Annotated in this window: 21 protein-coding genes; 9 read left to right on the top strand and 12 right to left on the bottom strand. The window is 63.5% G+C overall.

The window, feature by feature from the left end:
* Window position 1: 1 nt before the first annotated feature.
* The 5 genes from M2281_RS10355 to hemC all read right to left on the bottom strand — a co-directional run bounded on the left by M2281_RS10355 (window position 2) and on the right by hemC (window position 5,389).
* Window positions 2-481 carry a TerB family tellurite resistance protein gene (locus M2281_RS10355; RefSeq protein WP_280820972.1) on the bottom strand — a complete coding sequence of 160 codons (480 nt, stop codon included), beginning with the start codon at window positions 479-481 and terminating at the stop codon, window positions 2-4.
* A gap of 112 nt (window positions 482-593) precedes the next feature.
* Complete coding sequence (locus M2281_RS10350; RefSeq protein WP_280820971.1) at window positions 594-2,180, bottom strand: heme biosynthesis protein HemY; 1,587 nt, start codon at window positions 2,178-2,180, stop codon at window positions 594-596.
* A gap of 16 nt (window positions 2,181-2,196) precedes the next feature.
* Window positions 2,197-3,642 (bottom strand): COG4223 family protein, encoded by a 1,446-nt coding sequence (locus M2281_RS10345; RefSeq protein ID WP_280820970.1) that lies wholly within the window; start codon window positions 3,640-3,642, stop codon window positions 2,197-2,199.
* Between the two features lie 100 nt (window positions 3,643-3,742).
* Window positions 3,743-4,459, bottom strand: coding sequence for a uroporphyrinogen-III synthase (locus tag M2281_RS10340; protein WP_280820969.1), 717 nt, complete (start codon window positions 4,457-4,459; stop codon window positions 3,743-3,745).
* Window positions 4,460-5,389 (bottom strand): hydroxymethylbilane synthase, encoded by a 930-nt coding sequence (gene hemC / locus M2281_RS10335; RefSeq protein WP_280820968.1) that lies wholly within the window; start codon window positions 5,387-5,389, stop codon window positions 4,460-4,462. It lies immediately after the preceding gene.
* A gap of 99 nt (window positions 5,390-5,488) precedes the next feature.
* On the opposite strand from hemC, the gene tsaD reads away from it, so the two are divergent.
* From tsaD to M2281_RS10305, 6 genes are all read left to right on the top strand, one after another.
* Window positions 5,489-6,571: a tRNA (adenosine(37)-N6)-threonylcarbamoyltransferase complex transferase subunit TsaD gene (gene tsaD, locus M2281_RS10330; protein WP_280821174.1), complete on the top strand. Its 1,083-nt coding sequence runs from the start codon at window positions 5,489-5,491 to the stop codon at window positions 6,569-6,571.
* Window positions 6,568-7,551 carry an NAD(P)H-dependent glycerol-3-phosphate dehydrogenase gene (locus tag M2281_RS10325; RefSeq protein ID WP_280820967.1) on the top strand — a complete coding sequence of 328 codons (984 nt, stop codon included), beginning with the start codon at window positions 6,568-6,570 and terminating at the stop codon, window positions 7,549-7,551. Before tsaD ends, M2281_RS10325 begins: the two co-directional genes overlap by 4 nt.
* Before the next feature lie 28 nt (window positions 7,552-7,579).
* Window positions 7,580-7,876 carry a YciI-like protein gene (locus tag M2281_RS10320; protein WP_280820966.1) on the top strand — a complete coding sequence of 99 codons (297 nt, stop codon included), beginning with the start codon at window positions 7,580-7,582 and terminating at the stop codon, window positions 7,874-7,876.
* A 125-nt stretch (window positions 7,877-8,001) separates the two neighbouring features.
* Complete coding sequence (locus M2281_RS10315) at window positions 8,002-8,427, top strand: EVE domain-containing protein (RefSeq protein WP_280820965.1); 426 nt, start codon at window positions 8,002-8,004, stop codon at window positions 8,425-8,427.
* Between the two features lie 44 nt (window positions 8,428-8,471).
* Window positions 8,472-9,071: a class I SAM-dependent methyltransferase gene (locus M2281_RS10310; protein ID WP_280821173.1), complete on the top strand. Its 600-nt coding sequence runs from the start codon at window positions 8,472-8,474 to the stop codon at window positions 9,069-9,071.
* A 49-nt stretch (window positions 9,072-9,120) separates the two neighbouring features.
* A complete protein-coding gene (locus M2281_RS10305; RefSeq protein ID WP_280820964.1) occupies window positions 9,121-9,528 on the top strand; it encodes a DUF1761 domain-containing protein in 408 nt (135 codons plus the stop codon).
* A 4-nt stretch (window positions 9,529-9,532) separates the two neighbouring features.
* On the opposite strand, the gene M2281_RS10300 is transcribed toward M2281_RS10305, so the two are convergent.
* Window positions 9,533-10,111 (bottom strand): L,D-transpeptidase family protein, encoded by a 579-nt coding sequence (locus tag M2281_RS10300; protein ID WP_425537690.1) that lies wholly within the window; start codon window positions 10,109-10,111, stop codon window positions 9,533-9,535.
* 97 nt (window positions 10,112-10,208) lie between these two features.
* Between M2281_RS10300 and M2281_RS10295 the strand changes: the two genes are divergently transcribed.
* Entirely contained in the window at window positions 10,209-10,892 is a 684-nt protein-coding gene (locus M2281_RS10295; protein ID WP_106723199.1) for a response regulator transcription factor, read from the top strand.
* A 65-nt stretch (window positions 10,893-10,957) separates the two neighbouring features.
* Complete coding sequence (locus tag M2281_RS10290; protein WP_280820962.1) at window positions 10,958-11,413, top strand: cyclic nucleotide-binding domain-containing protein; 456 nt, start codon at window positions 10,958-10,960, stop codon at window positions 11,411-11,413.
* 30 nt (window positions 11,414-11,443) lie between these two features.
* On the opposite strand, the gene M2281_RS10285 is transcribed toward M2281_RS10290, so the two are convergent.
* The 6 genes from M2281_RS10285 to M2281_RS10260 form a co-directional block, all read right to left on the bottom strand.
* Window positions 11,444-12,250 carry an exodeoxyribonuclease III gene (locus M2281_RS10285; RefSeq protein WP_280820961.1) on the bottom strand — a complete coding sequence of 269 codons (807 nt, stop codon included), beginning with the start codon at window positions 12,248-12,250 and terminating at the stop codon, window positions 11,444-11,446.
* 125 nt (window positions 12,251-12,375) lie between these two features.
* Window positions 12,376-12,963 carry an outer membrane lipoprotein carrier protein LolA gene (locus tag M2281_RS10280; protein ID WP_425537710.1) on the bottom strand — a complete coding sequence of 196 codons (588 nt, stop codon included), beginning with the start codon at window positions 12,961-12,963 and terminating at the stop codon, window positions 12,376-12,378.
* Between the two features lie 202 nt (window positions 12,964-13,165).
* Entirely contained in the window at window positions 13,166-15,820 is a 2,655-nt protein-coding gene (locus M2281_RS10275; RefSeq protein WP_280820959.1) for a DNA translocase FtsK, read from the bottom strand.
* Window positions 15,821-16,083: 263 nt separating this feature from the next.
* The gene (locus M2281_RS10270; protein ID WP_280820958.1) at window positions 16,084-17,223 is read right to left on the bottom strand and encodes a porin; all 1,140 of its coding nucleotides are present in this window, start codon (window positions 17,221-17,223) and stop codon (window positions 16,084-16,086) included.
* 460 nt (window positions 17,224-17,683) lie between these two features.
* Complete coding sequence (locus M2281_RS10265) at window positions 17,684-19,057, bottom strand: ammonium transporter (protein ID WP_280820957.1); 1,374 nt, start codon at window positions 19,055-19,057, stop codon at window positions 17,684-17,686.
* A 91-nt stretch (window positions 19,058-19,148) separates the two neighbouring features.
* Window positions 19,149-19,487 carry a P-II family nitrogen regulator gene (locus M2281_RS10260; protein WP_280820956.1) on the bottom strand — a complete coding sequence of 113 codons (339 nt, stop codon included), beginning with the start codon at window positions 19,485-19,487 and terminating at the stop codon, window positions 19,149-19,151.
* On the opposite strand from M2281_RS10260, the gene M2281_RS10255 reads away from it, so the two are divergent.
* Complete coding sequence (locus M2281_RS10255; RefSeq protein WP_280821186.1) at window positions 19,465-19,656, top strand: hypothetical protein; 192 nt, start codon at window positions 19,465-19,467, stop codon at window positions 19,654-19,656. The two genes, M2281_RS10260 and M2281_RS10255, sit on opposite strands and share 23 nt — an antisense overlap.
* Window positions 19,657-19,692 lie beyond the last annotated feature (36 nt).

The raw sequence follows: 19,692 nt of genomic DNA, 5'->3' as shown, positions 1-19,692 counted from the left end.
CCTATTCATCGGAAGATCTATCGGCTTCGTGGCTCGCCCTCCGGGCGACCTCCTGGCGCATGGCAATGCGGTCGCGCCTGTCCACGCCCAGCAATTCGGCAACGCGCCAAGTCGTGTTTTCCTCGAGCTCATGCGCCTGGTCGTCGGCGTAGACAACTTCCCACATCAGCCGGATGAACTCGATCCGCCCTGCCTCGTCGAGGTGGCGCATGAGGACACTGGTGAAGGCATAGAGATCGATCGCCTCGCTGTCGGCCTTCTCACCGGCAGCAAGAAGCGCGGCAAGCTCGGCGCCGCTTACGCCATAGGCCTCGGACACGACCTGCTTCAGCCGCTCCCATTCCACGTCCTGGCGCAGGCCGTCGGCGCTCATGACATGGTAGAGCAGCGCGGTAGCAGCCACGCGCGGATCATCGGCACCCAATGCGCCTGACGAGATGCCGGGCAGGTCCCTCAGAAAAGCAAGAACGCGTTCGAACATCGCTGTTTCCCGTGAGTCGGCAAAGCTAACGCCGCCGTGCCGCAGCTGTCCATTGCGGCACGGCATGCCGCAATGGAAATCTCTGTTGGTACAGCTGCCTGTGCGCCGCGTGTCAGAACAAACGGAACCGCTTTTGCGTTTGTTCCGCCTGCTCCTCGGGCGTTACGCCCGGATCGTCGGGCAGCCGCGCGGGCTTGTCTTCCTCGCCCTCGACCACGGCATCGGCCATTGGTGAGGCGGCGACTTCCTCTTTCTTCGGCTTTGCGGAAGGTTCGGACGGGGCGGAGCCGACCGGCTCGGGCGCAATCTCCATGACCTCCTCCGCCACTTCGACCGCTGGCCTTGCCGGCGCCTCGATTGCCGGCCGTGAGGAAACGGAAAGCTCGTCATCCTGCTCGATCAGCTGGCCAAGTCTTTCGACCGGCACCCGCCATTCGAAAGCATCGATCTTGCCGGTGACAGGCGAGGCGGGCGCCCAGCGCTCTGACGCGAAACCATCGGCGACCCAGGCCGGATCGCGCGGCGCGCGCATCGCCTTGCCGAGAAGCTGGCGCACCCTGCCCTGATCGCCTGTCTCGGCCTCCTCGATGTCGGCCAAGAGCAGATAGGCGCTCTCGGTCGGCCGCATGCGGATGGCCGCCTCGACCTCCTCGCGCGCGCGCTTGTACTCCCGAGCCTCAAGCGCGGCACGTGCCACGGCGAGAGAGGATTCGGGATTGTTCTGCTTGAGCGACTGCAGCCGCTCGGCGCGGGCCAACCGGTCCAGCGGCGCATCGGCCGGCCGGGCGCGGATATAGAGGTCGGCGATTTCCGGGTGCGGCTCGGCCTTCCATGCCGTTTCGAGGATTTTGGAGCCCTTGCGGATATCGTCCTGCCGGAACAGGCTGCGCGCGGCGACCGCAGCAGCCGGTGAAAAGCCCGGCGCCAATCGGTCGGCCTCGATCGCGGCCTGCTTGGCGGCGGGAAGATCGGTATCGAGGATGGACATTGCCTTGGCTGTCAGCAGCACGGCGCGGCGACGGTTTGCCGCCGCGGGCTCCATCTGGCGGGTGGATTTTTGCGTCTCGACGATCTTAAGCGCCCCGTCCCAATCGCCATGCTCGACCTTTTCCTCCAGCGTCGATTCCGACGCCCAGCCAAGCTGCGGCGCGACATCGGCTGCACGGCTCGCATAGTGGCGGGCCGCTTCGCGGTGGCCGAGGCGCTCGGCCTCGAGATAGAGCCCGCGCAGGCCAAGCAGCCGCATCTCGGGATCGTCCAGCATCTCTTCGAACTTGGTGCGTGCCGCCTCGTGGTCGCCCTCGAGCAACGAGGCCTGCGCGTCGAGCAGCTGGATCAGTGGCTCCTGGTCGGAGCGGATCAGCTTTGTCGCCTGCTTGTTCATCTTGCGCGCCAGCACAGCATCCCCCGCACCAGCGGCGATCATGCCGGTGGACAATGCCTGATAGCCGCGATCGCGCCGGCGCACGCGGAAATAGCGGGCGATCGTGTAGGGGCTGTTCCAGATCGACTTGGTCAGCCACCACAAAAGCATGATTGCCGCTGCGATTGCGGTGACGGCAACGGCGGCGGTGATGAGCTTCACCTCATATTCGTAGCCGTTGAAGGTCACCACCATGTCGCCGGGGCGGTCGGCCAGCCATGCAAAGCCGAGCCCGAGCAGGAAGACGACGAGCAGAAAGAAAAGGATGCGGATCATCGGCCTCTTTTCCCCCTCAAGCCTTCATCGCGCCGGCAACCGCCTGATCGACCAGTTTCTGCGCCTCGACACGGGCACGGATCTTGTCGGCAAGCTCGCTGCCCGCTGCCTTGGCAGCTTCGGGCAGCGTGTCATATTCGGCCAGCGCCTTTTCGAGGTCGCCAGACTTGATGTCGAACTCCATGCGCGCCGTGGTTTCCGGCACGCCGGAACCCTCGACCGGTCCGACCGGACGCACCGACACCAGCGATTGAGCGCTGGAAACCAGCCTGTCGAGCACGCCCGCCTTCTCGTCGACCGGCTTTGCGGCAGCGATCACCGCCTGCACGGCCTGCTTGGCCTCAGCCTGGATGTCGGCAAGCGTCGGAACGCCCTTCTGCGCATAGGTCCGCAGCTGGGTGATGCCCGGGGCGTCAGGAGCAATGGCCGCAAAGGTCTCCATCTCGGCCTCGAACGGAGCGCCTCGCTCGACGGCCGATTTCAGCGCCGAGGCCGCGATCGCCAGCGCCACCTTGGGCTGGCCGGCCTGCGCTTCCACCTTACCGGAAAGGTCGTTTGCCTTTTGCTGCAATGTCGCAAGCTTGCCGTCGGCAGCAGAAATTGCCTCGCCATTGGCCTTGGCCAAGGCCTCGACACCGGCAATGCGCTCGCCGAGCGCGGCAAGATCGCCGGAAGCGGTCTGGCTTGCCCCCTGCTGTTCGCGCAAGGCTGCAACTGAGGTCTCAAGCTCCTTGATGCGGCCATCCACGGCCTCAAGCCCGGCCTGGTCGCCGGAGGCAGATGCAACGCTCTGGCGGAGATTGCCGAGATCGGTCTTCACTTCGTCGAGTGATTTGGTCACGGCCTCGACCTGCCCGGTCAAACCCGCGTCGGGCTGGCCGCTGGTGTTCTTCAACGCCAAAATGTCCTGCTGCATGCCGGAAAGCTCGGCGCGCAGCGAATCGACCTCCGTCATTGCCGCGCCGGCATTCGAGTCGGGAGCAGGCAGCAGGCCGGAAAATTGCAGCGCGCCAGCGCCAGCAAGCGCCATCACACCGCCAACGATGCCGGCGGCCAGCGGCGAAAAACCACTACGCTGCCGTTGCGGCTCGGGCGCGGGAGCCGGCTGAGGCTGGCGCCCGGGCGCGGCCTGGGAAGACTGTGGCTTCGGCGCCTCGCGAGACGTGCTGGCGACACTGCTTTCCGGCTTCGTCGCAGTGTCTGACTTTACGGTGCTCTTGGCCTGTTCGGTGGCGACTTTGGGCTGCTCTTCAGGCTTGGTCGAAGCAGCCGGCGTTTCGGTGGTCTTCTCGGCCATTGCAGGTTCCTGCGGCTTTGGCGTCTCAGGGATGGCTTTCGCCTCGGCCGATTCGGACGGCTTCTTGTCCGGGTCCGAAATGCGCGACACCTCGCCCGGCTTCAACTCGATCGTCACCGGTTCCCGATGTGTCTTTGAGTGCCGCGTGCTCGGCGTCTTGACCATGAGAGAACTCCGCAATGCTTGTCGATGTAAAAAGAAATTCCGGAAAGGGAACCGCTTACAGGATCAGTATCACACCAGCATGATGTGAAAAGGGGCGCGGTCATGGCGCGGGCGGGCAGACCTCCGCCAACAGCGCCAACAGCGCATCCTCCGTCGGTTCGACCGATACGAAAACCCTTCCGCTTTCAACGTGTTGCAGGCCCCCGGCGACCCGTTCGGACAAGCAGATGCAGGAGGCATCAGCCAAAAGGGGATTTCCGTCCGCAAGCGCCGAAAAGGCCTGCGCGGCCTTGGCCGAATAGAGAAGCACCGCATCGAGCGGGCCATCCGCCAGTTCCGGCAAGGCCGCATCCGTGACGAAAACGGTGTCGTAGGTTTCGATGACGGAAAGCCGGTGGCCCGACGAAGCCAGGCTCTGTTCGAAGTCCGGCAACCGGACGCGCCCCGTCAGATAGGCAAGCTCCGCGCCCTCGGAAAGCTCGGCGGACACCAGCCGGGCCAGCCCGACCGCTTCGCCAGGCCCCTCGATCACCTCGCTGAAGCCGGCATTGCGCGCGGCCATCGCCGTCTTGCGGCCAACCGCAAAGCACCGTTTGCCGGAAAACTTTGCGATCAGTTCGGAGGGCGCATGCCGGATCGCATTGGCGCTGGTGATGGCGACCGCGCCGATGGACTCGGAAACGGCTGAAAGCTCCACGCGAACCGCCTGCGTTCGCGAAAGCGACATGACGATCGGCTCGAAACCCGCATCCCGGAGCCTGGAAGCCGTGGCGGATGCGCCCGGCTCAGGCCTTGTCACCAGGACGCGGCGGGCCATTCAGCTCCAGCCCTCGAAGAACTTGGTGCCGGCCTTGGCACGCACCTCTTCGCCGGCCGCGCGGCCGATGGCTTCGGCGTCCACCGCCTTGCCCTCGCGCTCCACCTCATGCGCCTCCTGGCCGTCGAGCGACAGGATGACGCCCTTGAAGAACAGCCGGTCGCCCTCGACCACGGCGTGGCCAGCGATTGGCGTGCGGCAGGAGCCGTCCAGCACGCGCAGATAGGCGCGCTCGCAAGCCAGCGCATAGCCGGTCGGGGCGTCGTGGATGGCCGACAGCATGTCCCTGATCGCCTTGTCAGCCGAACGCATCTCGATGCCGATGGCGCCCTGGCCCGGTGCCGGCGGGAAAATGTCGAGCGACATCAGGTCGGTGATGATGTGGGTGAGGCCCAGCCGGCGCAGTCCCGCATTGGCGAGAATGGTGCCGGCGGCAATGCCCTCCTCCAGCTTGCGCAGGCGCGTCTGCACATTGCCGCGGAACATGATGACCTCGAGGTCGGGCCGCATGCGGCGGATGAGAGCCTGCCGGCGCAGCGACGACGAGCCGACGGTGGCACCATGCGGCAGTTCGACGATCGAAGGCGCCAGCTTGCCGATGAAGGCGTCACGCACGTCCTCGCGCGGCAGGAAGGTGGTGACCTCCAGCCCCTCGGGCAGCGTGGTCGCCATGTCCTTCGAGGAATGGACGGCAATGTCGATGCGCCCGTCGAACAGCGCCTCTTCCAGTTCCTTGGTGAAAAGCCCCTTGCCGCCGACTTCGGAGAGCGGGCGATCCAGGATGCGGTCGCCGCTGGTGGTGAGCGGTACGATCTCGAACGCGTCTTCGCCGAGCCCGTGCGCGGCCATCAGCCGATCGCGCGTTTCATGGGCCTGGGCCAGCGCCAGCGGGCTGCCGCGCGTTCCGATTTTCAAGGCTTTTGTTTGCATGGCGCTCCGTCCGTGATACCCACCCGGCGAACGGGGTATTCTCCCCTATCCTCCTATCGAGGAAAAGACGGCCGGGCAATGGAACGAAATGACGCCATGATCCGCATACTCGGGATCGAGACAAGTTGCGACGAGACCGCCGCCAGCGTGGTTGCGCTGGGCGATGGCGAGCCGCAAATCCTGTCCAGCGTCGTACTGAGCCAGATCGAGGAGCATGCGGCCTTTGGGGGCGTGGTGCCGGAGATCGCCGCGCGCGCCCATGTCGAAGCGCTCGACGGCATCGTCGAAGCAGCTCTTGCCGATGCCGGCACCTCGCTCGCGGAGATCGATGCCGTTGCCGCTACCGCCGGGCCGGGCCTGGTCGGTGGGCTGATCGTCGGGCTGATGACGGCCAAGGCGATCGCGGCGGCAGCGCATAAGCCACTGATCGCCGTCAACCATCTCGAAGGCCACGCACTCACTGCACGGCTGACAGATGGGCTATCGTTCCCCTACCTGCTGCTGCTCGTTTCCGGCGGCCACACGCAAATCCTTTTGGTGCGCGGCGTTGGCGACTACCAGCGTTGGGCCACCACAATCGACGATGCGCTGGGCGAAGCCTTCGACAAGACCGCAAAAATGCTCGGCCTGCCCTATCCGGGCGGCCCGAGCGTCGAGAAGGCTGCGGCCAGCGGCGATGCTAGCCGCTTCGCATTCCCCCGCCCCATGAAGGGCGAGGCGCGTCCCGATTTCTCCTTCTCCGGGCTGAAGACCGCCGTGCGGCAGGCCGCCACCGCAATCGCACCGTTGAGCGATCAGGACGTGGCCGACATCTGCGCCTCCTTCCAGACTGCGGTGTCGGATGCGCTGGGCGACCGCGTGGCGCGCACACTTGCCCGCTTCCGTGGGAAATATCCGGACGTGAAGACGCCGGCGCTGGTTGTGGCCGGCGGCGTCGCAGCCAACAAGACGATCCGCGCCACGCTGGAAGCGCTCTGCCGTGACAACGGTTTTGCCTTCGTCGCACCGCCGCATGCGCTGTGCACCGACAATGCGGCGATGATCGCCTGGGCGGGCATAGAGCGCGTGCGCGCCGGGCTCGTCGAGCCTGACGCGATGGATTTCGTGCCGCGCTCGCGCTGGCCGCTCGACAGCGTCTCAGCGCCTGTGGTTGGCTCGGGCAGAAGGGGAGCAAAGGCATGAGCGCCTATCGCGTAACCGTTCTGGGCGGCGGCGCCTGGGGCACCGCCCTTGCGTTAACAGCGGCCCGTGCGGGCAATGACGTGCGGATATGGGCACGCGACCCTGAAATGGTCGAAGCGCTGAAGCAGGGAAAAAACCCGCGCTACCTACCAGGCATTACTCTTGAGCCGGCGCTCAACGCGACGACCGACCTTGCCGCCGCACTTGCCGAAACGGATTGCGTGCTGGTCGTCACGCCTGCGCAAGTGCTGCGGCAGGTTCTGGCCGAGGCGAAGCCGCACCTGCCCGCCGGCGTGCCGCTGGTGCTCTGCGCCAAGGGCATCGAACGCGAGACCGGCACGCTGCTTTCCGAGATCGCCGACGAGATCGTGCCGGATCATCCGGTTGCCGCGCTTTCGGGCCCGAGCTTTGCCTCGGACGTTTCGCGCGGCCTGCCGACTGCAGTAGTGATCGCCGCGCGCGAGGAGGAGCTTGCCGCCGAGCTGGCGCAGCGCTTTTCCACGGAGAGTTTTCGCTGCTATTCGACCGACGACCTGATCGGCGTCGAGATCGGCGGCGCGCTGAAGAACGTCTTCGCCATAGCGGCGGGTGCGGTCATCGGCGCCGGTCTGGGCGCAAGCGCGCAGGCCGCCACCGTCACCCGCGGCTTTGCCGAGCTCAGGCGCATCGGTGCGGATTTCGGCGCCCGGCCCGAAACGCTGATGGGCCTTTCCGGCTTCGGCGACCTGATGCTGACCTGCTCGTCGTCGCAATCGCGCAATTTTTCCTATGGGCTTGCGCTGGGACGTGGCGAGTCGCTGGAGGGCAGGCCACTGGCCGAGGGTGTGGCGACCGCGGCGATTGCGGCCCGGATCGCGCAGGAGCGCGGCATACGCGCACCGATCATCACCACGGTTTCGCAGATACTCGACCGGGCGATCACCCTTCAGGAAGCGGTGACGGCGCTGATGACGCGCCCGCTGCGCCACGAAGCGGAATAGGAACTTTTTCAGACAGGAGCGGAATCCCATGCTGTTTGCGTTCATCTGCAAGGACAAGCCAGGCCATCTGCAGCTTCGGCTGGATGTGCGGCCCGACCACGTCACCTTTCTGAATGGCCTGAACGCCGAGGGCACGCTGAAATTCGCTGGCCCCTTCCTCGATGACGACGGCAAGCCCTGCGGCAGCCTGGTCGTGGTTGAGGTAGCCGACAAGCAAGCTGCGGCCGATCTCGCGGCAAAGGACCCCTACGCGAAGGCCGGGCTGTTCGATACGGTCGAAATCCGCCCCTGGAACTGGGTGTTCAACAATCCGGCAAGCGCATAGACCATGATGCCGAAAAGCGGGAACCGGTTTTCGGACGACATCATGGTCCAACTAATTGATTGTGCCGCATTTATACTACGCGAGGTGATTCCACCTCGCTGCAAAATGCTCAAAGGACGCACGACATGAACTACTGGCTGTTCAAATCCGAGCCGTTCAAATTTTCCTTCGACATGCTGAAGGCGCTTGGAGACAAGGGCACGCAGTGGGACGGCGTGCGCAATTATCTGGCGCGCAACAACATGCGCGCCATGCAGATCGGCGATCTCGGCTTCTTCTACCATTCCAACGAGGGGCTCGAGGTCGTGGGCATCTGCGAGGTCTGTGCCCTTGCCCATCACGACACCACCACGGAAGACCCGCGCTGGGAATGCGTCGATGTGCGCGCCGTGCGTGACATGCCGCGCCCGGTGACGCTGGTCGAGGTCAAGGCCAATCCCAAGCTCGAGAAGATGTCGCTGGTCACCTCGATGCGCCTTTCCGTGCAGCCGGTCACGCCGGACGAGTGGGAGGAGGTCTGCCGCATGGGCGGACTCGTTCCCGCGCCGTGACACCCGAAGACGCCAGACGCTTCATCCGCGCCAATACGGGCCTGATGGCACCGCCGCATGTGCCGGAGATCAGGCTCTACCTCGCCGACGAAGCGCATGAGCTCTGGGAGAAGACCGAGGAAGAACTGGCCGAGATCGGCCTGCCGCCGCCCTTCTGGGCCTTCGCCTGGGCAGGTGGACAGGGGCTGGCCCGCTATATCCTCGACAACCCGGACACCGTCCGTGGAAAGCGCGTGCTCGATTTCGCCTCCGGCTCCGGCATGGTCGCGATCGCCGCTGCGATGGCCGGCGCGCGCGAGGTGATTGCCGCCGACATCGACCCCTTCTGCGAGGCGGCCGTGACGCTGAACGGCGAGACCAATGGCGTTTCGCCGCTTTTCGTCGGCACCGACACGATCGGCACCGACGACGACTGGGACATCGTGCTGGCCGGCGACGTCTTTTATCAGAAGGACTTTGCGGAGAGGCTGGTCAGCTGGTTCACCGGTCTGCGCCAACGCGGGGCTGACATCGTTGTCGGCGATCCCGGCCGCTCCTACCTGCCGAAGGAAAGGCTGTCCCCGCTCGCTGTTTACGAGGTGCCGGTCACCCGCGCCCTGGAGGATGCCGAGGTCAAGCGCACCACCGTCTGGCGCTTTGGTTGACGGCCATCTCGGCACGGCGTTCTATGAGGCGCATCAGCGGGAGGGCATCATGAACCTTGCAAGCGTGAACTACCTGGCGATCCTGGTCGCGGCCATTGCAGCATTCGTATTTGGCGCGGTCTATTACGGCACGCTCGGCAAACCCTGGATGAAGGCCGCCCGGATCGATCCGGCGACCGCCAAGATGTCGCCGGTGCTGTTCATCACCAGCTTCATCTGCGAACTGATCATGGCCTGGGTGCTCGCAGGCATTCTCTGGCATGTCGGCGCAGGCGTATTCACCCTGGGCAACGGCCTGGTGTCGGGCTTCCTGCTTTGGCTCGGCTTCATCGCCACCACCGTTGCAGTCAATCAGAGCTACCAGGGTTTCGGCTGGGACCTCACCATCATCGACAGCCTCCATTGGCTTGGCGTCACCCTCATCATGGGCGCGATCCTCGGTTGGTGGGGCGTCTGACTCGTCAGCGCACCACCCTCAGCACCGTCCGATCGTTGAGATAAGGCAAAAGCCGCTTCATGGTCCGGGCGGTTACGGCCACGCACCCTTGCGTCGGCGAGAAATCGGGGCGCGCGAGATGGAAGAAGATCGCGCTACCGCGCCCGCGCCGGCGCGGACTGATGTTCCAGTCGAGCACCAGGCAGGCATCATACAGCCGGTCGTCGCGGCGCATATGTTCGTGGCTTGCCGCGTAAGGCAGCCTCACCGGGCGATTGTAGTTGCGATCGTCCGGCACCTCGCACCAGCCGAGCGGGGCATCGATCTCGCTCATCGCAAGCCGTGTGCGCTTGCCGGCAAAATGTTCGCGCCGGAAATAGCCCGCCAGGATCCGCATGGTGGCCAGCGGCGTGCCGCCATCGCCCTCGCGCTTGTTGGCGGTGATTCCCCCGCTGCCCAGAGCGCAGGAAAAAACGGTTCCCCCGACGTTCATGAAGCCTTGCGTAGGGTGGCCGGGACGCTGGCGAACGGTCAATATCCGCAGGCTTTTGCTGTTTTTTGCAACCGTCCCGTTGCGTTGACGTTTTTTGGAGTATGATTGCATTGGAACAAATCACCGTGATCGGCTTTTCTGGAGATCAGCTTCCTCATAAACCCGCATCGGTCAACAGAAGAACGCATGTAAAACAACGGATTGATCCATGAGCTCACGCACCATCCTGATCGTTGATGACGACGAAGACCTCCGTTCAACGCTTGTCGAGCAACTTTCCCTCTATGAAGAGTTCGACGTGCTGCAGGAAGCCTCTGCATCCAAGGGCGTAGCGATAGCGCGCGGCGGCCTCGTGGACCTCCTCATCATGGATGTCGGCTTGCCTGATATGGACGGCCGCGAAGCGGTGAAGATCCTGCGCAAGGGCGGCTACAAGGCCCCCATCATCATGCTGACGGGACATGACACTGATTCGGACACGATCCTTGGCCTGGAGGCGGGCGCCAACGACTATGTCACCAAGCCGTTCCGCTTTGCGGTGCTGCTTGCCCGCATCCGCGCCCAGTTGCGCCAGCACGAGCAGAGCGAGGACGCGACCTTCTCGGTGGGACCCTATACGTTCAAGCCGAGCCAGAAGCTCCTGCTCGACCAGCGCGGCGCCAAGGTCCGCCTGACCGAGAAGGAAGCCTCGATCATCAAGTATCTCTACCGCGCCGATCAGAAGGTCGTTACCCGCGACGTTCTGCTCGAAGAGGTCTGGGGCTACAACTCTGGCGTCACGACGCACACGCTGGAGACGCATGTCTACCGGTTGCGCCAGAAGATCGAGCGTGATCCTTCCAATGCTGAAATTCTTGTGACAGAAAGCGGCGGATATAAGCTGGTTCCCTAACGGGTTTGCGGTCCTGGCGGGGACCGCTACCGGGGGGAACTCCAGGCCAGGATTTCGGGGACACTATGGCGCTGGATGATGACATCCGCATTCTGTCCGGCGTGAAGCTTTTCGAAGGCTTCAGCCAGGAACAACTGCGCCTGCTCGCCTTCGGCACCGAATCGATGCGGCTGCCGGCAAGTCGCAAGCTCTATCTCGAGGACGACGAGGCTGACTCGGCCTATGTCGTCGTCAGCGGCAGCATCATCCTCTATCGCGAAAGTGACCAAAATCGGACCCCGATCGCTTCGGTCAAGCCCGGTGAGATCCTCGGCGAGCTTGCGCTGATCGCCGACACCAGGCGGCTGACCAGCGCGGCCGCCGAAACCGATTCGGAAGTGCTGCGGCTGAACCGCAAGATGTTCCACCGCATACTCGAGGAATATCCCGAGCTGGCCGTTCACCTGCACCGGCGCATCTCCGAAGAGCTGCAGGCGCTCATTCGGCGGATCGAGGCAATGGCCTCGCGCTTCACGCCCTGAACTGCGTGCCGCGTCCAGCGGCGACGCGCCCTATTCCAGGTCGAAGCGTGCGATCACCGGCACATGGTCGGAAGGCCGGTCCCAGCCGCGTGCCTCACGAAGGATTTCGTAGCCGGTGAAGCTCGGAACCAGGTTCTGCGACGACCAGACATGGTCGAGTCGGCGGCCACGATCCGACCCCTCCCAATCCTGGGCGCGGTAGCTCCACCAGGTGTAGATCTTCTGCTCGTCGGGCACGTTGTGGCGCATGAGGTCGACCCAATCGCCAGCCTTGCGCATCGCCTCGAAGTTTTCCGTCTCGACCGGCGTATGGCTGACCACCTTCAGAAGCTGCTTGTGCGACCAGACGTCATGCTCCAGCGGGGCGATGTTGAGATCGCCGACCAGGACCGAGGCGGAAGTCTCGTCATGATCCGCCCGGATCGCATTCATCTCGGCCACGAAATCGAGCTTGTGGCGGAATTTGGGATTGATCTCCGGGTCCGGCTCGTCGCCGCCCGCCGGAACGTAGAAATTGTGCAGCAAAACCTTCTTATCGCCCGCAGCGACCCGCACCGACAGATGGCGGCAATCGCCCATGGTGCAGAAGTCGCGCTTCTCGACCAGTTCGATCGGCCGCCGGGCAACGGTGGCGACACCGTGATAACCCTTCTGGCCGCTTATGGCGATGTGCTGATAGCCGAGCTTGCGGAAAGCCGCCGACGGAAACTGGTCGTCTGGGCACTTGGTTTCCTGCAGGCAAAGGACGTCCGGCGCCTTCTCGAGCAGGAACCGCTCGACAAGCGGCATGCGTAGCCGCACGGAGTTGATGTTCCAGGTAGCGATCGAAAAAGACATGGGAAATTCCGGCGTAGAAAGAGACGACCGGAAATTGGCAGGCAAGACCGGCAATTACAAGCGCAGGCGCCCCTAGGGGCGCCGCGCCTTACACTGTCCACAGATTGAAAGGCGCAAAGACGGCGTCACTGCCTGCCTTTGCGATTGACTTCGATATTGCGGCGGTAGTCGATCGTAAACAGGTTGGGATCGAGCTTCACGCCTTCCTGCACGTTGAAGACCATGACGGTCGTGTCCTTGCCCTGCGCATCCGTGATGGTCCACTGGCGCAGTTCGTAGGTCTTCGGATCGAACATCATGGTGATGCGCGAACTGCCGAACACGGACCTGTCGGCAAGCTGGATCGTGGTCAGGTCGTCATCCTCCTTGACGCTCTTGACCTTGTCGCCCGACAGATCGATGCGCGTGTCGAGCAGCAGCTTGAGCGGCGTCTTCGACAACGGATAAAGATCCATCGTGTTCATCTTCTTGTTGTCGAGAACAACCGATTGGCCGTCGGAAACGACCTTGAAGCCGGAGCCGCCTTCATAGTTGAAGCGGATCTTGCCCGGCCGTTCGATATAGAACTTGCCGCCGGTCTGTTCTCCGCGCGGACCGAACTGCACGAACTCGCCAGTCATGGTGCGCACGCCGGCAAAATGGTCGGCGATCTTCTGCGCAGCCTCACTTGGGGTGGCCTGGGCAAAAGCGTCGAAGCCTGGAAGCGACGGCATCGCCGACAGGCCGAAAGCGGCAATAGCAATGCCAATGAACCGCTTGCGTGCCCTGTATGTCCAGGTCGGAGTCAAAGCGTCTTGGGTCATGCTGGGTTACCTTTGATTGAAATTTCGTTCGACGAGCAGATAGGGAGGTAGTTGGGCTGAAGTTTGGCCTTGGCAAGAGCAACCCAGATCAAACTCTCGTCACTGTTCCACCTCAGAACTTATCCTCTTCTGTCGGAACGAGGATTTCGCGTTTGCCGGCATGATTTGCGGGGCCGACGATGCCTTCTTTTTCCATCCTCTCGATGATCGAAGCCGCACGATTGTAGCCGATACCAAGGCGACGCTGGATGTAGCTGGTCGAAGCCTTGCCATCGCGCAGCACGACCGACACGGCCTGATCGTAAGGATCATCCGAATCCTCGATGCTGCCGCCACCGCCCTTCGACGACGAGGAGTCGCCTTCGTCCTCGCCATCGTCTTCGGTGATGGCGTCGAGATATTCAGGCACGCCCTGCAGCTTGAGATGCGCCACCACCTTCTCGACCTCGTCGTCGGAGACGAAGGGTCCATGCACGCGCTGAATGCGGCCGCCGCCGGCCATGTAGAGCATGTCACCCATGCCAAGCAGTTGCTCGGCGCCCTGCTCGCCCAGAATGGTGCGGCTGTCGATCTTCGAGGTGACCTGGAAGGAGATACGGGTCGGGAAGTTGGCCTTGATGGTACCGGTGATGACGTCGACCGACGGGCGCTGGGTGGCCATGATGACATGGATGCCGGCGGCGCGCGCCATCTGCGCCAGGCGCTGCACGGCGCCTTCGATGTCCTTGCCGGCGACCATCATCAGGTCGGCCATCTCATCGATGATGACGACGATGTAGGGCAGCGGCGCGAGGTCGAGTTCCTCCGTCTCATAGATCGCTTCACCGGTCTGGCGGTCGAAGCCGGTCTGCACGGTGCGCTGGATCTGCTCGCCCTTCTTCTGCGCCTGCGCGACGCGGGCGTTGAAGCCATCGATGTTGCGCACGCCGACCTTGGACATCTTGCGGTAGCGGTCTTCCATCTCCCGCACCGTCCATTTCAGGGCCACCACGGCCTTCTTCGGATCGGTGACAACGGGGGTCAGCAGATGCGGGATGCCGTCATAGACCGACAGTTCCAGCATCTTGGGATCGATCATGATCAGGCGGCACTCTTCCGGTGTCATGCGGTAGAGCAGCGACAGAATCATGGTGTTGATAGCCACCGACTTGCCGGAGCCGGTGGTGCCGGCGACCAGGACGTGGGGCATCTTGGCGATGTCGACGATGACCGCCTCGCCGTTGATCGTCTTGCCCAGCGCCAACGCCAGCTTGGCCTTGGTCTGTTCGAAATCGCGGCTGGCCAGGATCTCCCGCAGGTAGACGGTCTCACGCTTGGCGTTCGGCAGTTCGATGCCGATCGCGTTACGCCCAGGCACGACAGCGACGCGCGCCGCGATCGCGCTCATCGAACGGGCGATGTCGTCGGCAAGGCCGATCACGCGCGAGGACTTGATGCCTGGCGCCGGCTCGAGTTCGTAGAGGGTGACGACCGGACCGGGGCGGACGTGGATGATCTCGCCCTTGACGCCGAAGTCCTCAAGCACGCCCTCCAGAAGCCGCGCATTCTGCTCGAGCGAGTCCTGCGACAGGCTTGGATCGCGCGAAATGTTCTTCGGCTCGGCGAGGAAGTGCAGCGAGGGCATCTCGAAGGCATTGGAGCCAATGAGCGAGGTTTGCGCCTCGCGCTGAACGCGTCCTCCCTGCACCGGGCGCGGCGCGGGACTTTCCACGCGCGCGCTTGGCGCGACGGCCGGCGTGCCGGCAGGCGAGCGGAAGTTCTGCACCTTCGTTGGCCGCGGCGCAGGGTCGGCAATGATGCCGTCCGGGACGAAGTCGAGTTCGTCCTCGTCTTCATCCTCATCAATGTCCCGCCGGCCTGCGGCGTTGCGGCCCTCGGCAACCATGCTGGCAAAGAACTCGGGTTCGACGCGGGCGCGGCCCTGGGGACTGACCCGCGACTCGGCCATTTCGGCGACCTCGACCCTCTCGGCGGCACGGCGCCAGGCGCTTGCCGGCCTTGCGGCTTCCATATCGCCATAGTCTTCATGCTTGTGACGGCGCGCCGTCCGGCGATGCAGGTAAGCCCTGAACGACAACCACCAATGCGTGATGGCGCCCAGCGCCAGGTTACCATCGTCCTCGTCATCCTCGTCGAAGATGGCGGCCAGGTCCTGCTCGCGCATGTCCTTCTCGAGCTGATCGTCGACAGCACCGCTGTTCCGCAACAGGAGGCCGGAGCCGTAGCCGAAAAGCCAGAGCGCCGGCCCGGCCAGCGCCGCGATCACACCTGTGGCAACCAAACCTTTCGGGTAGCCGCCCGTGAGCATGCCGGGGATCTTCAGCACCATGTCGCCGAAAACACCGCCGAGGCCGGTTGGCAGCGGCCAGGTCTGCGGCGGCGTGGCGCAACCAGCGATAGCCGCGAACAGCAAGGAGGCTCCAAACCAGGCAATCGCCCGGCGCGGCATTCTTTCAACGCCGCGCGCGGTGGCAAAGAAGAAGCCCCAAATCACGGCCGGAACCAGAGCTGCCACCGAGGACAGGCCATAGAATTGCATGGCGAGGTCGGAGAAGACCGCACCGGGATAGCCCATGGCATTGGTGACCGGATTGTCGGTCGCGTGGCTGAAGCTCGGATCGGCGACATTCCAGGTGCCGAGGCTCGCAAGCGCGAAAGCCACGAAGCCGAACATAGCCAAGCCAGCCAGGCGCGCCGCCTGTTTCCTGGCAAAGTCCTTCAATCCATGGCTCGTATCGGTGAGCGCGAGCTGTGTGGCTGAGCGCATGCTGCTTCCCCGTCCGCAATCAGGTTGCCCGGAGCGCGAACGCATCTCGGGCAGAGTCGGACTTCAAATTAGCGGCGGGAAGGTTAAGGGCGCATTAACCATGGAAGGAAACGAATTCCAAACTATGCGGACCGCTGAAAAATCGACCAGGCGTCGATCCGAAATTGCCGAGCAAGTCGCGGCAGTTCCCTCGCACGGCATTGCCGCAAACGAAAAAACCCGGCGGTTGCCCGCCGGGTTTCTCAAATCGACTGTTGAGCCGATTAGAACGAACGCTGGAAGCGAACCATGCCGCTCCAGGCGTTTTCGTGCTTACGGTCACCATTGACGTCGTGGAAGCGAATGCGCTTGTAGTCCACTTCCGGGGTGATCGTGAGGCCCGGCACGAGCGTGTAAGCGACGTTGGCAGCCACAGCAGTCTCCTGCGCGAACGTGTTGCCCTTGTCGTCGACCCACTTGTCGCTACCCTGGGCGTAAGAGACCTGCAGGTTAGCAGCGAGCTTCTCGTTGAACTTGTAGGTAGCACCGCCCCAGGCAGCCCACTTGCCGTTCCAGCCCTTGTAGAAGCTGACGGGGGCGTTCTTCTCGCTGCCGTAGCCGGCCATCACGAAGAGCGAGAGCTGCTCGGTCGCGTTGACGTCGAGGCGAAGCTTGCCAGCCCACTCTTCGAAGTTCGAGTCGTAGCCGACGACGCCGGAGACGCCGCCCCAGCCCTGCGTGTAGGCTGCACCGGCAACCACGTGCGGAACGTAGGAATCGATCGAGTTGTCGAGGGAGCCATTTTCGACGCCGACGGAGGCCGAGAAGCCGTTACCAGCGACGTAGTTGTAGACGATCTGCTGGGTGTCGTACGTGCCAGCAGCATACGGGATCATGTCGTCGGCAATGACGTTGCCGGCATAACCGGTCAGCGTAGCGAACAGCGAGTCGGTCTTGCCGACGCGGAAGCCGCCGAGCTCGATGAAGGCATGCTCCATGCCCCACACCGTGGCGGTGTTGGCGTCTCCAGCCTCATCCTGCACCTGCTTCCAGTCGAAGTCGACGTGCATGTAGCCGCGCAGGGTGCCAAGCTCGGTTTCCGAACGGGCGTCGAGCTTCACGGCAGCGCGGGTGCGGGTGTAGTAGGTGTCGTTGGTCTTGTTCTCGAGCCTGTCGTTGACGTCGTTCAGGCCGCCATAGCCCGTACCTGCGTTGCCGGCGCGGACGTCGAAACGGACGTAGCCGCCGATCTTGAGGCAGGTCTCGGTGCCCGGGATGTAGTAGAAGCCGGCGCCGTAGACGTCGCAAACGCGAACGTATTCAACGGGTTCGGGCTCAGCAACGACGACAGCGTCGGCAGCGCGAGCGCCCGAAACTGCTGCCAGCGCAGCAGCGGAGCCGAGAAGAAGGCTCTTGATGTTCATTTCTGACCTCCAGTCAAAAAAGCATTTCAAAAATGGGTCTGGGTTTTCTTTGCTGAAGGACAGCAGTTCCTCGACCGGTTCCGAGGACGTGGCCCGGGGGCGTCCTTCCTCGCGCTCTGGATCGCCCACAGCGCCGGCTCTGCTCAACCCTTGAATGCGTTTTTGGCCGCCACATAAGAGGCCTATCTGAGGCAACTGTGGCAGATATGTCATAATCGGAGGACCTGACCAAATTAGTCATTTTCTCCATACTAGTTGGTCATTTTTTCCATACCAGGAAGCCAAATGACCCAGAGGATGCCGAATCGGCAGTCGATTCGTTTCGTCGGGTAAAGACCGCGATTCGGTCATGCTCAGAAAAAAGGAGGCCCGGACGAACCGGGCCTCAAGCGCGTGACACGGCTCCTTCAAACCGGTCACGACGGGATCGGTTTCCGGCGGGCGCACCGCCGGATAGAACTCAAGCGTGATAGGCAACCTCGCCGTGCGAGCTGAGGTCGAGGCCCTGCGACTCGGATTCCGCCGTCGGGCGCAGTCCGACAAGCACGTCAACGATCTTGTAGAGGATGAACGAGCCGACACCGCACCAGACGATAGTGACAAGCACTGCGATGACCTGCGTGCGCACCTGGCCAGCCATCGTCACGCCATCGGCATAGCCGACGCCGCCAAGCGTCGTCGAGGCAAAGACGCCCGTGCCGATCGCGCCGATGATGCCGCCGATGCCATGCACACCGAACACATCGAGCGAGTCGTCATAGCCGGCCCGGATCTTCACGACCGTGACGAAGTAGTAGCAGACGACGCTGGCAATCGCGCCAAGGACGATGGCGCCGACCGGCCCGACATAGCCGGCGGCCGGCGTGACGGCGACGAGGCCGGCGATCATGCCGGATGCGGCGCCCAGCATCGACGCCTTCTTGCGGGCAAGCGATTCCACCACCACCCAGGCGATGATCGCGCCGGCCGTCGCGGTGAAGGTATTGATCATGGCAAGTGCCGCGCCGCCATTGGCTTCAAGGTTCGAGCCGGCATTGAAGCCGAACCAGCCCACCCACAGGATTGAGGCGCCGACCATGGTCAGTGCCATCGAGTTCGGCGCCATGTTGTCACGCCGGTAGCCATTACGCTTGCCGACCAGGAGAGCGCCGACCAAACCGGCAATGCCGGCATTGATGTGAACGACCGTGCCGCCGGCAAAATCCAGCGCGCCCCAGTTGAACAACAGGCCATGCGAATCCCAAACCATGTGGGCGATGGGGAAATAGACGAAGGTGACCCAGAGCATCACGAACAGGATCACCGCCGAGAATCTGACGCGCTCTGCGAAGGCGCCGATGATCAGCGCCGGCGTGATGCAGGCGAAGGTCATCTGGAAGCAGATGTAGACGAACTCGGGAATGACGACGCCATTGGTAAAGGTGGGCGCGGTGCTGTGCGGGGTCACGCCTGCAAGGAATAGCTTCCCGAGGCCACCCCAGAAGGGGTTGGTGCCGCCGCCGAATGCGAAGGAATAGCCATAGAATACCCAGATGATGATGACGACGGCGACGATCATCGTGCACTGCACGAGAACCGAGAGCATGTTCTTGGCCCGCACGAGCCCACCATAGAAGAGCGCAAGCCCCGGCAGCGCCATGAACAGCACCAGCAGGCTGGACACCAGCATCCAGGCCGTGTCGCCCTTGTCGGGCACGGGAGTCGCAGCCGCGGCGCCCGTGGCAGCCGGCGCCGCTTCCTGCGCGAAGGCCGAGAGCGTGCCCAGGGCGCCGAGTGCGAGCGCGCCTAAAATGGCGGCGCGCACCATCGGCGGAAGAAGGGACGGAATCTTCATCGAAATCTCCATCGGATGTGGGTTGCCCGGATGCGGCGCTGTTCGTGGCTTGAAAGCAGGCGGCGTCGCGAAAGCGCCTGCGCCTGGAAATTCAGAGGGCGTCGGCGTCGGTTTCGCCGGTGCGGATACGCACGGCCTGGTCGATGCTGAAAACGAAGATCTTGCCGTCACCGATCTGGCCGGTCTTGGCCGTGGCGATGATTGCCTCGACCACTTTTTCCGCCATCTCGGAAGGCACAGCGACCTCGATCTTCACCTTGGGCAGGAAGCTCACCGCGTATTCGGCCCCGCGATAGATCTCCGTATGCCCCTTCTGGCGCCCGTACCCCTTGACCTCGGTGACGGTCAGCCCCTCCACGCCAACAGCCGTGAGCGCTTGCCGCACCTCGTCCAGCTTGAACGGCTTGATGATTGCCATCACTATTTTCATCAGCTTTACCCCTTGCTGGTGCGGAATCCCGCGCTTGCGTGACGTCGCCGGCGCGCTGCCGGACGGCGTTCAGGGTAAATCAAGCTCCGTGCCAGTTTGGACGGAGGCAATCAACTTATTGAAAATAAAAGGGTATCTCCCACAGAGCGAGCTGAACCGCACCGCGTAGCAGCACTCTGTTTGATTATGAATTAGGCAGTCTCTA

Source organism: Pseudaminobacter soli (ex Li et al. 2025) (genome assembly GCF_029892515.1).
Classification (GTDB): domain Bacteria; phylum Pseudomonadota; class Alphaproteobacteria; order Rhizobiales; family Rhizobiaceae; genus Pseudaminobacter; species Pseudaminobacter soli_A.
The sequence above is the reverse complement of the archived record's forward strand: the minus strand, read 5'-3'. Positions and strand labels throughout refer to the sequence as shown.

Coding starts and splice junctions, on each gene's coding strand:
- M2281_RS10355 (WP_280820972.1), bottom strand. CDS start 481: ATGTTCGAACGCGTTCTTGCTTTTCTGAGGGACCTGCCCGGCATCTCG.
- M2281_RS10350 (WP_280820971.1), bottom strand. CDS start 2,180: ATGATCCGCATCCTTTTCTTTCTGCTCGTCGTCTTCCTGCTCGGGCTC.
- M2281_RS10345 (WP_280820970.1), bottom strand. CDS start 3,642: ATGGTCAAGACGCCGAGCACGCGGCACTCAAAGACACATCGGGAACCG.
- M2281_RS10340 (WP_280820969.1), bottom strand. CDS start 4,459: ATGGCCCGCCGCGTCCTGGTGACAAGGCCTGAGCCGGGCGCATCCGCC.
- hemC (WP_280820968.1), bottom strand. CDS start 5,389: ATGCAAACAAAAGCCTTGAAAATCGGAACGCGCGGCAGCCCGCTGGCG.
- M2281_RS10325 (WP_280820967.1), top strand. CDS start 6,568: ATGAGCGCCTATCGCGTAACCGTTCTGGGCGGCGGCGCCTGGGGCACC.
- M2281_RS10320 (WP_280820966.1), top strand. CDS start 7,580: ATGCTGTTTGCGTTCATCTGCAAGGACAAGCCAGGCCATCTGCAGCTT.
- M2281_RS10315 (WP_280820965.1), top strand. CDS start 8,002: ATGAACTACTGGCTGTTCAAATCCGAGCCGTTCAAATTTTCCTTCGAC.
- M2281_RS10310 (WP_280821173.1), top strand. CDS start 8,472: ATGGCACCGCCGCATGTGCCGGAGATCAGGCTCTACCTCGCCGACGAA.
- M2281_RS10305 (WP_280820964.1), top strand. CDS start 9,121: ATGAACCTTGCAAGCGTGAACTACCTGGCGATCCTGGTCGCGGCCATT.
- M2281_RS10300 (WP_425537690.1), bottom strand. CDS start 10,111: ATGCAATCATACTCCAAAAAACGTCAACGCAACGGGACGGTTGCAAAA.
- M2281_RS10295 (WP_106723199.1), top strand. CDS start 10,209: ATGAGCTCACGCACCATCCTGATCGTTGATGACGACGAAGACCTCCGT.
- M2281_RS10290 (WP_280820962.1), top strand. CDS start 10,958: ATGGCGCTGGATGATGACATCCGCATTCTGTCCGGCGTGAAGCTTTTC.
- M2281_RS10285 (WP_280820961.1), bottom strand. CDS start 12,250: ATGTCTTTTTCGATCGCTACCTGGAACATCAACTCCGTGCGGCTACGC.
- M2281_RS10280 (WP_425537710.1), bottom strand. CDS start 12,963: ATGCCGTCGCTTCCAGGCTTCGACGCTTTTGCCCAGGCCACCCCAAGT.
- M2281_RS10275 (WP_280820959.1), bottom strand. CDS start 15,820: ATGCGCTCAGCCACACAGCTCGCGCTCACCGATACGAGCCATGGATTG.
- M2281_RS10270 (WP_280820958.1), bottom strand. CDS start 17,223: ATGAACATCAAGAGCCTTCTTCTCGGCTCCGCTGCTGCGCTGGCAGCA.
- M2281_RS10265 (WP_280820957.1), bottom strand. CDS start 19,057: ATGAAGATTCCGTCCCTTCTTCCGCCGATGGTGCGCGCCGCCATTTTA.
- M2281_RS10255 (WP_280821186.1), top strand. CDS start 19,465: ATGATTGCCATCACTATTTTCATCAGCTTTACCCCTTGCTGGTGCGGA.
- M2281_RS10260 (WP_280820956.1), bottom strand. CDS start 19,487: ATGAAAATAGTGATGGCAATCATCAAGCCGTTCAAGCTGGACGAGGTG.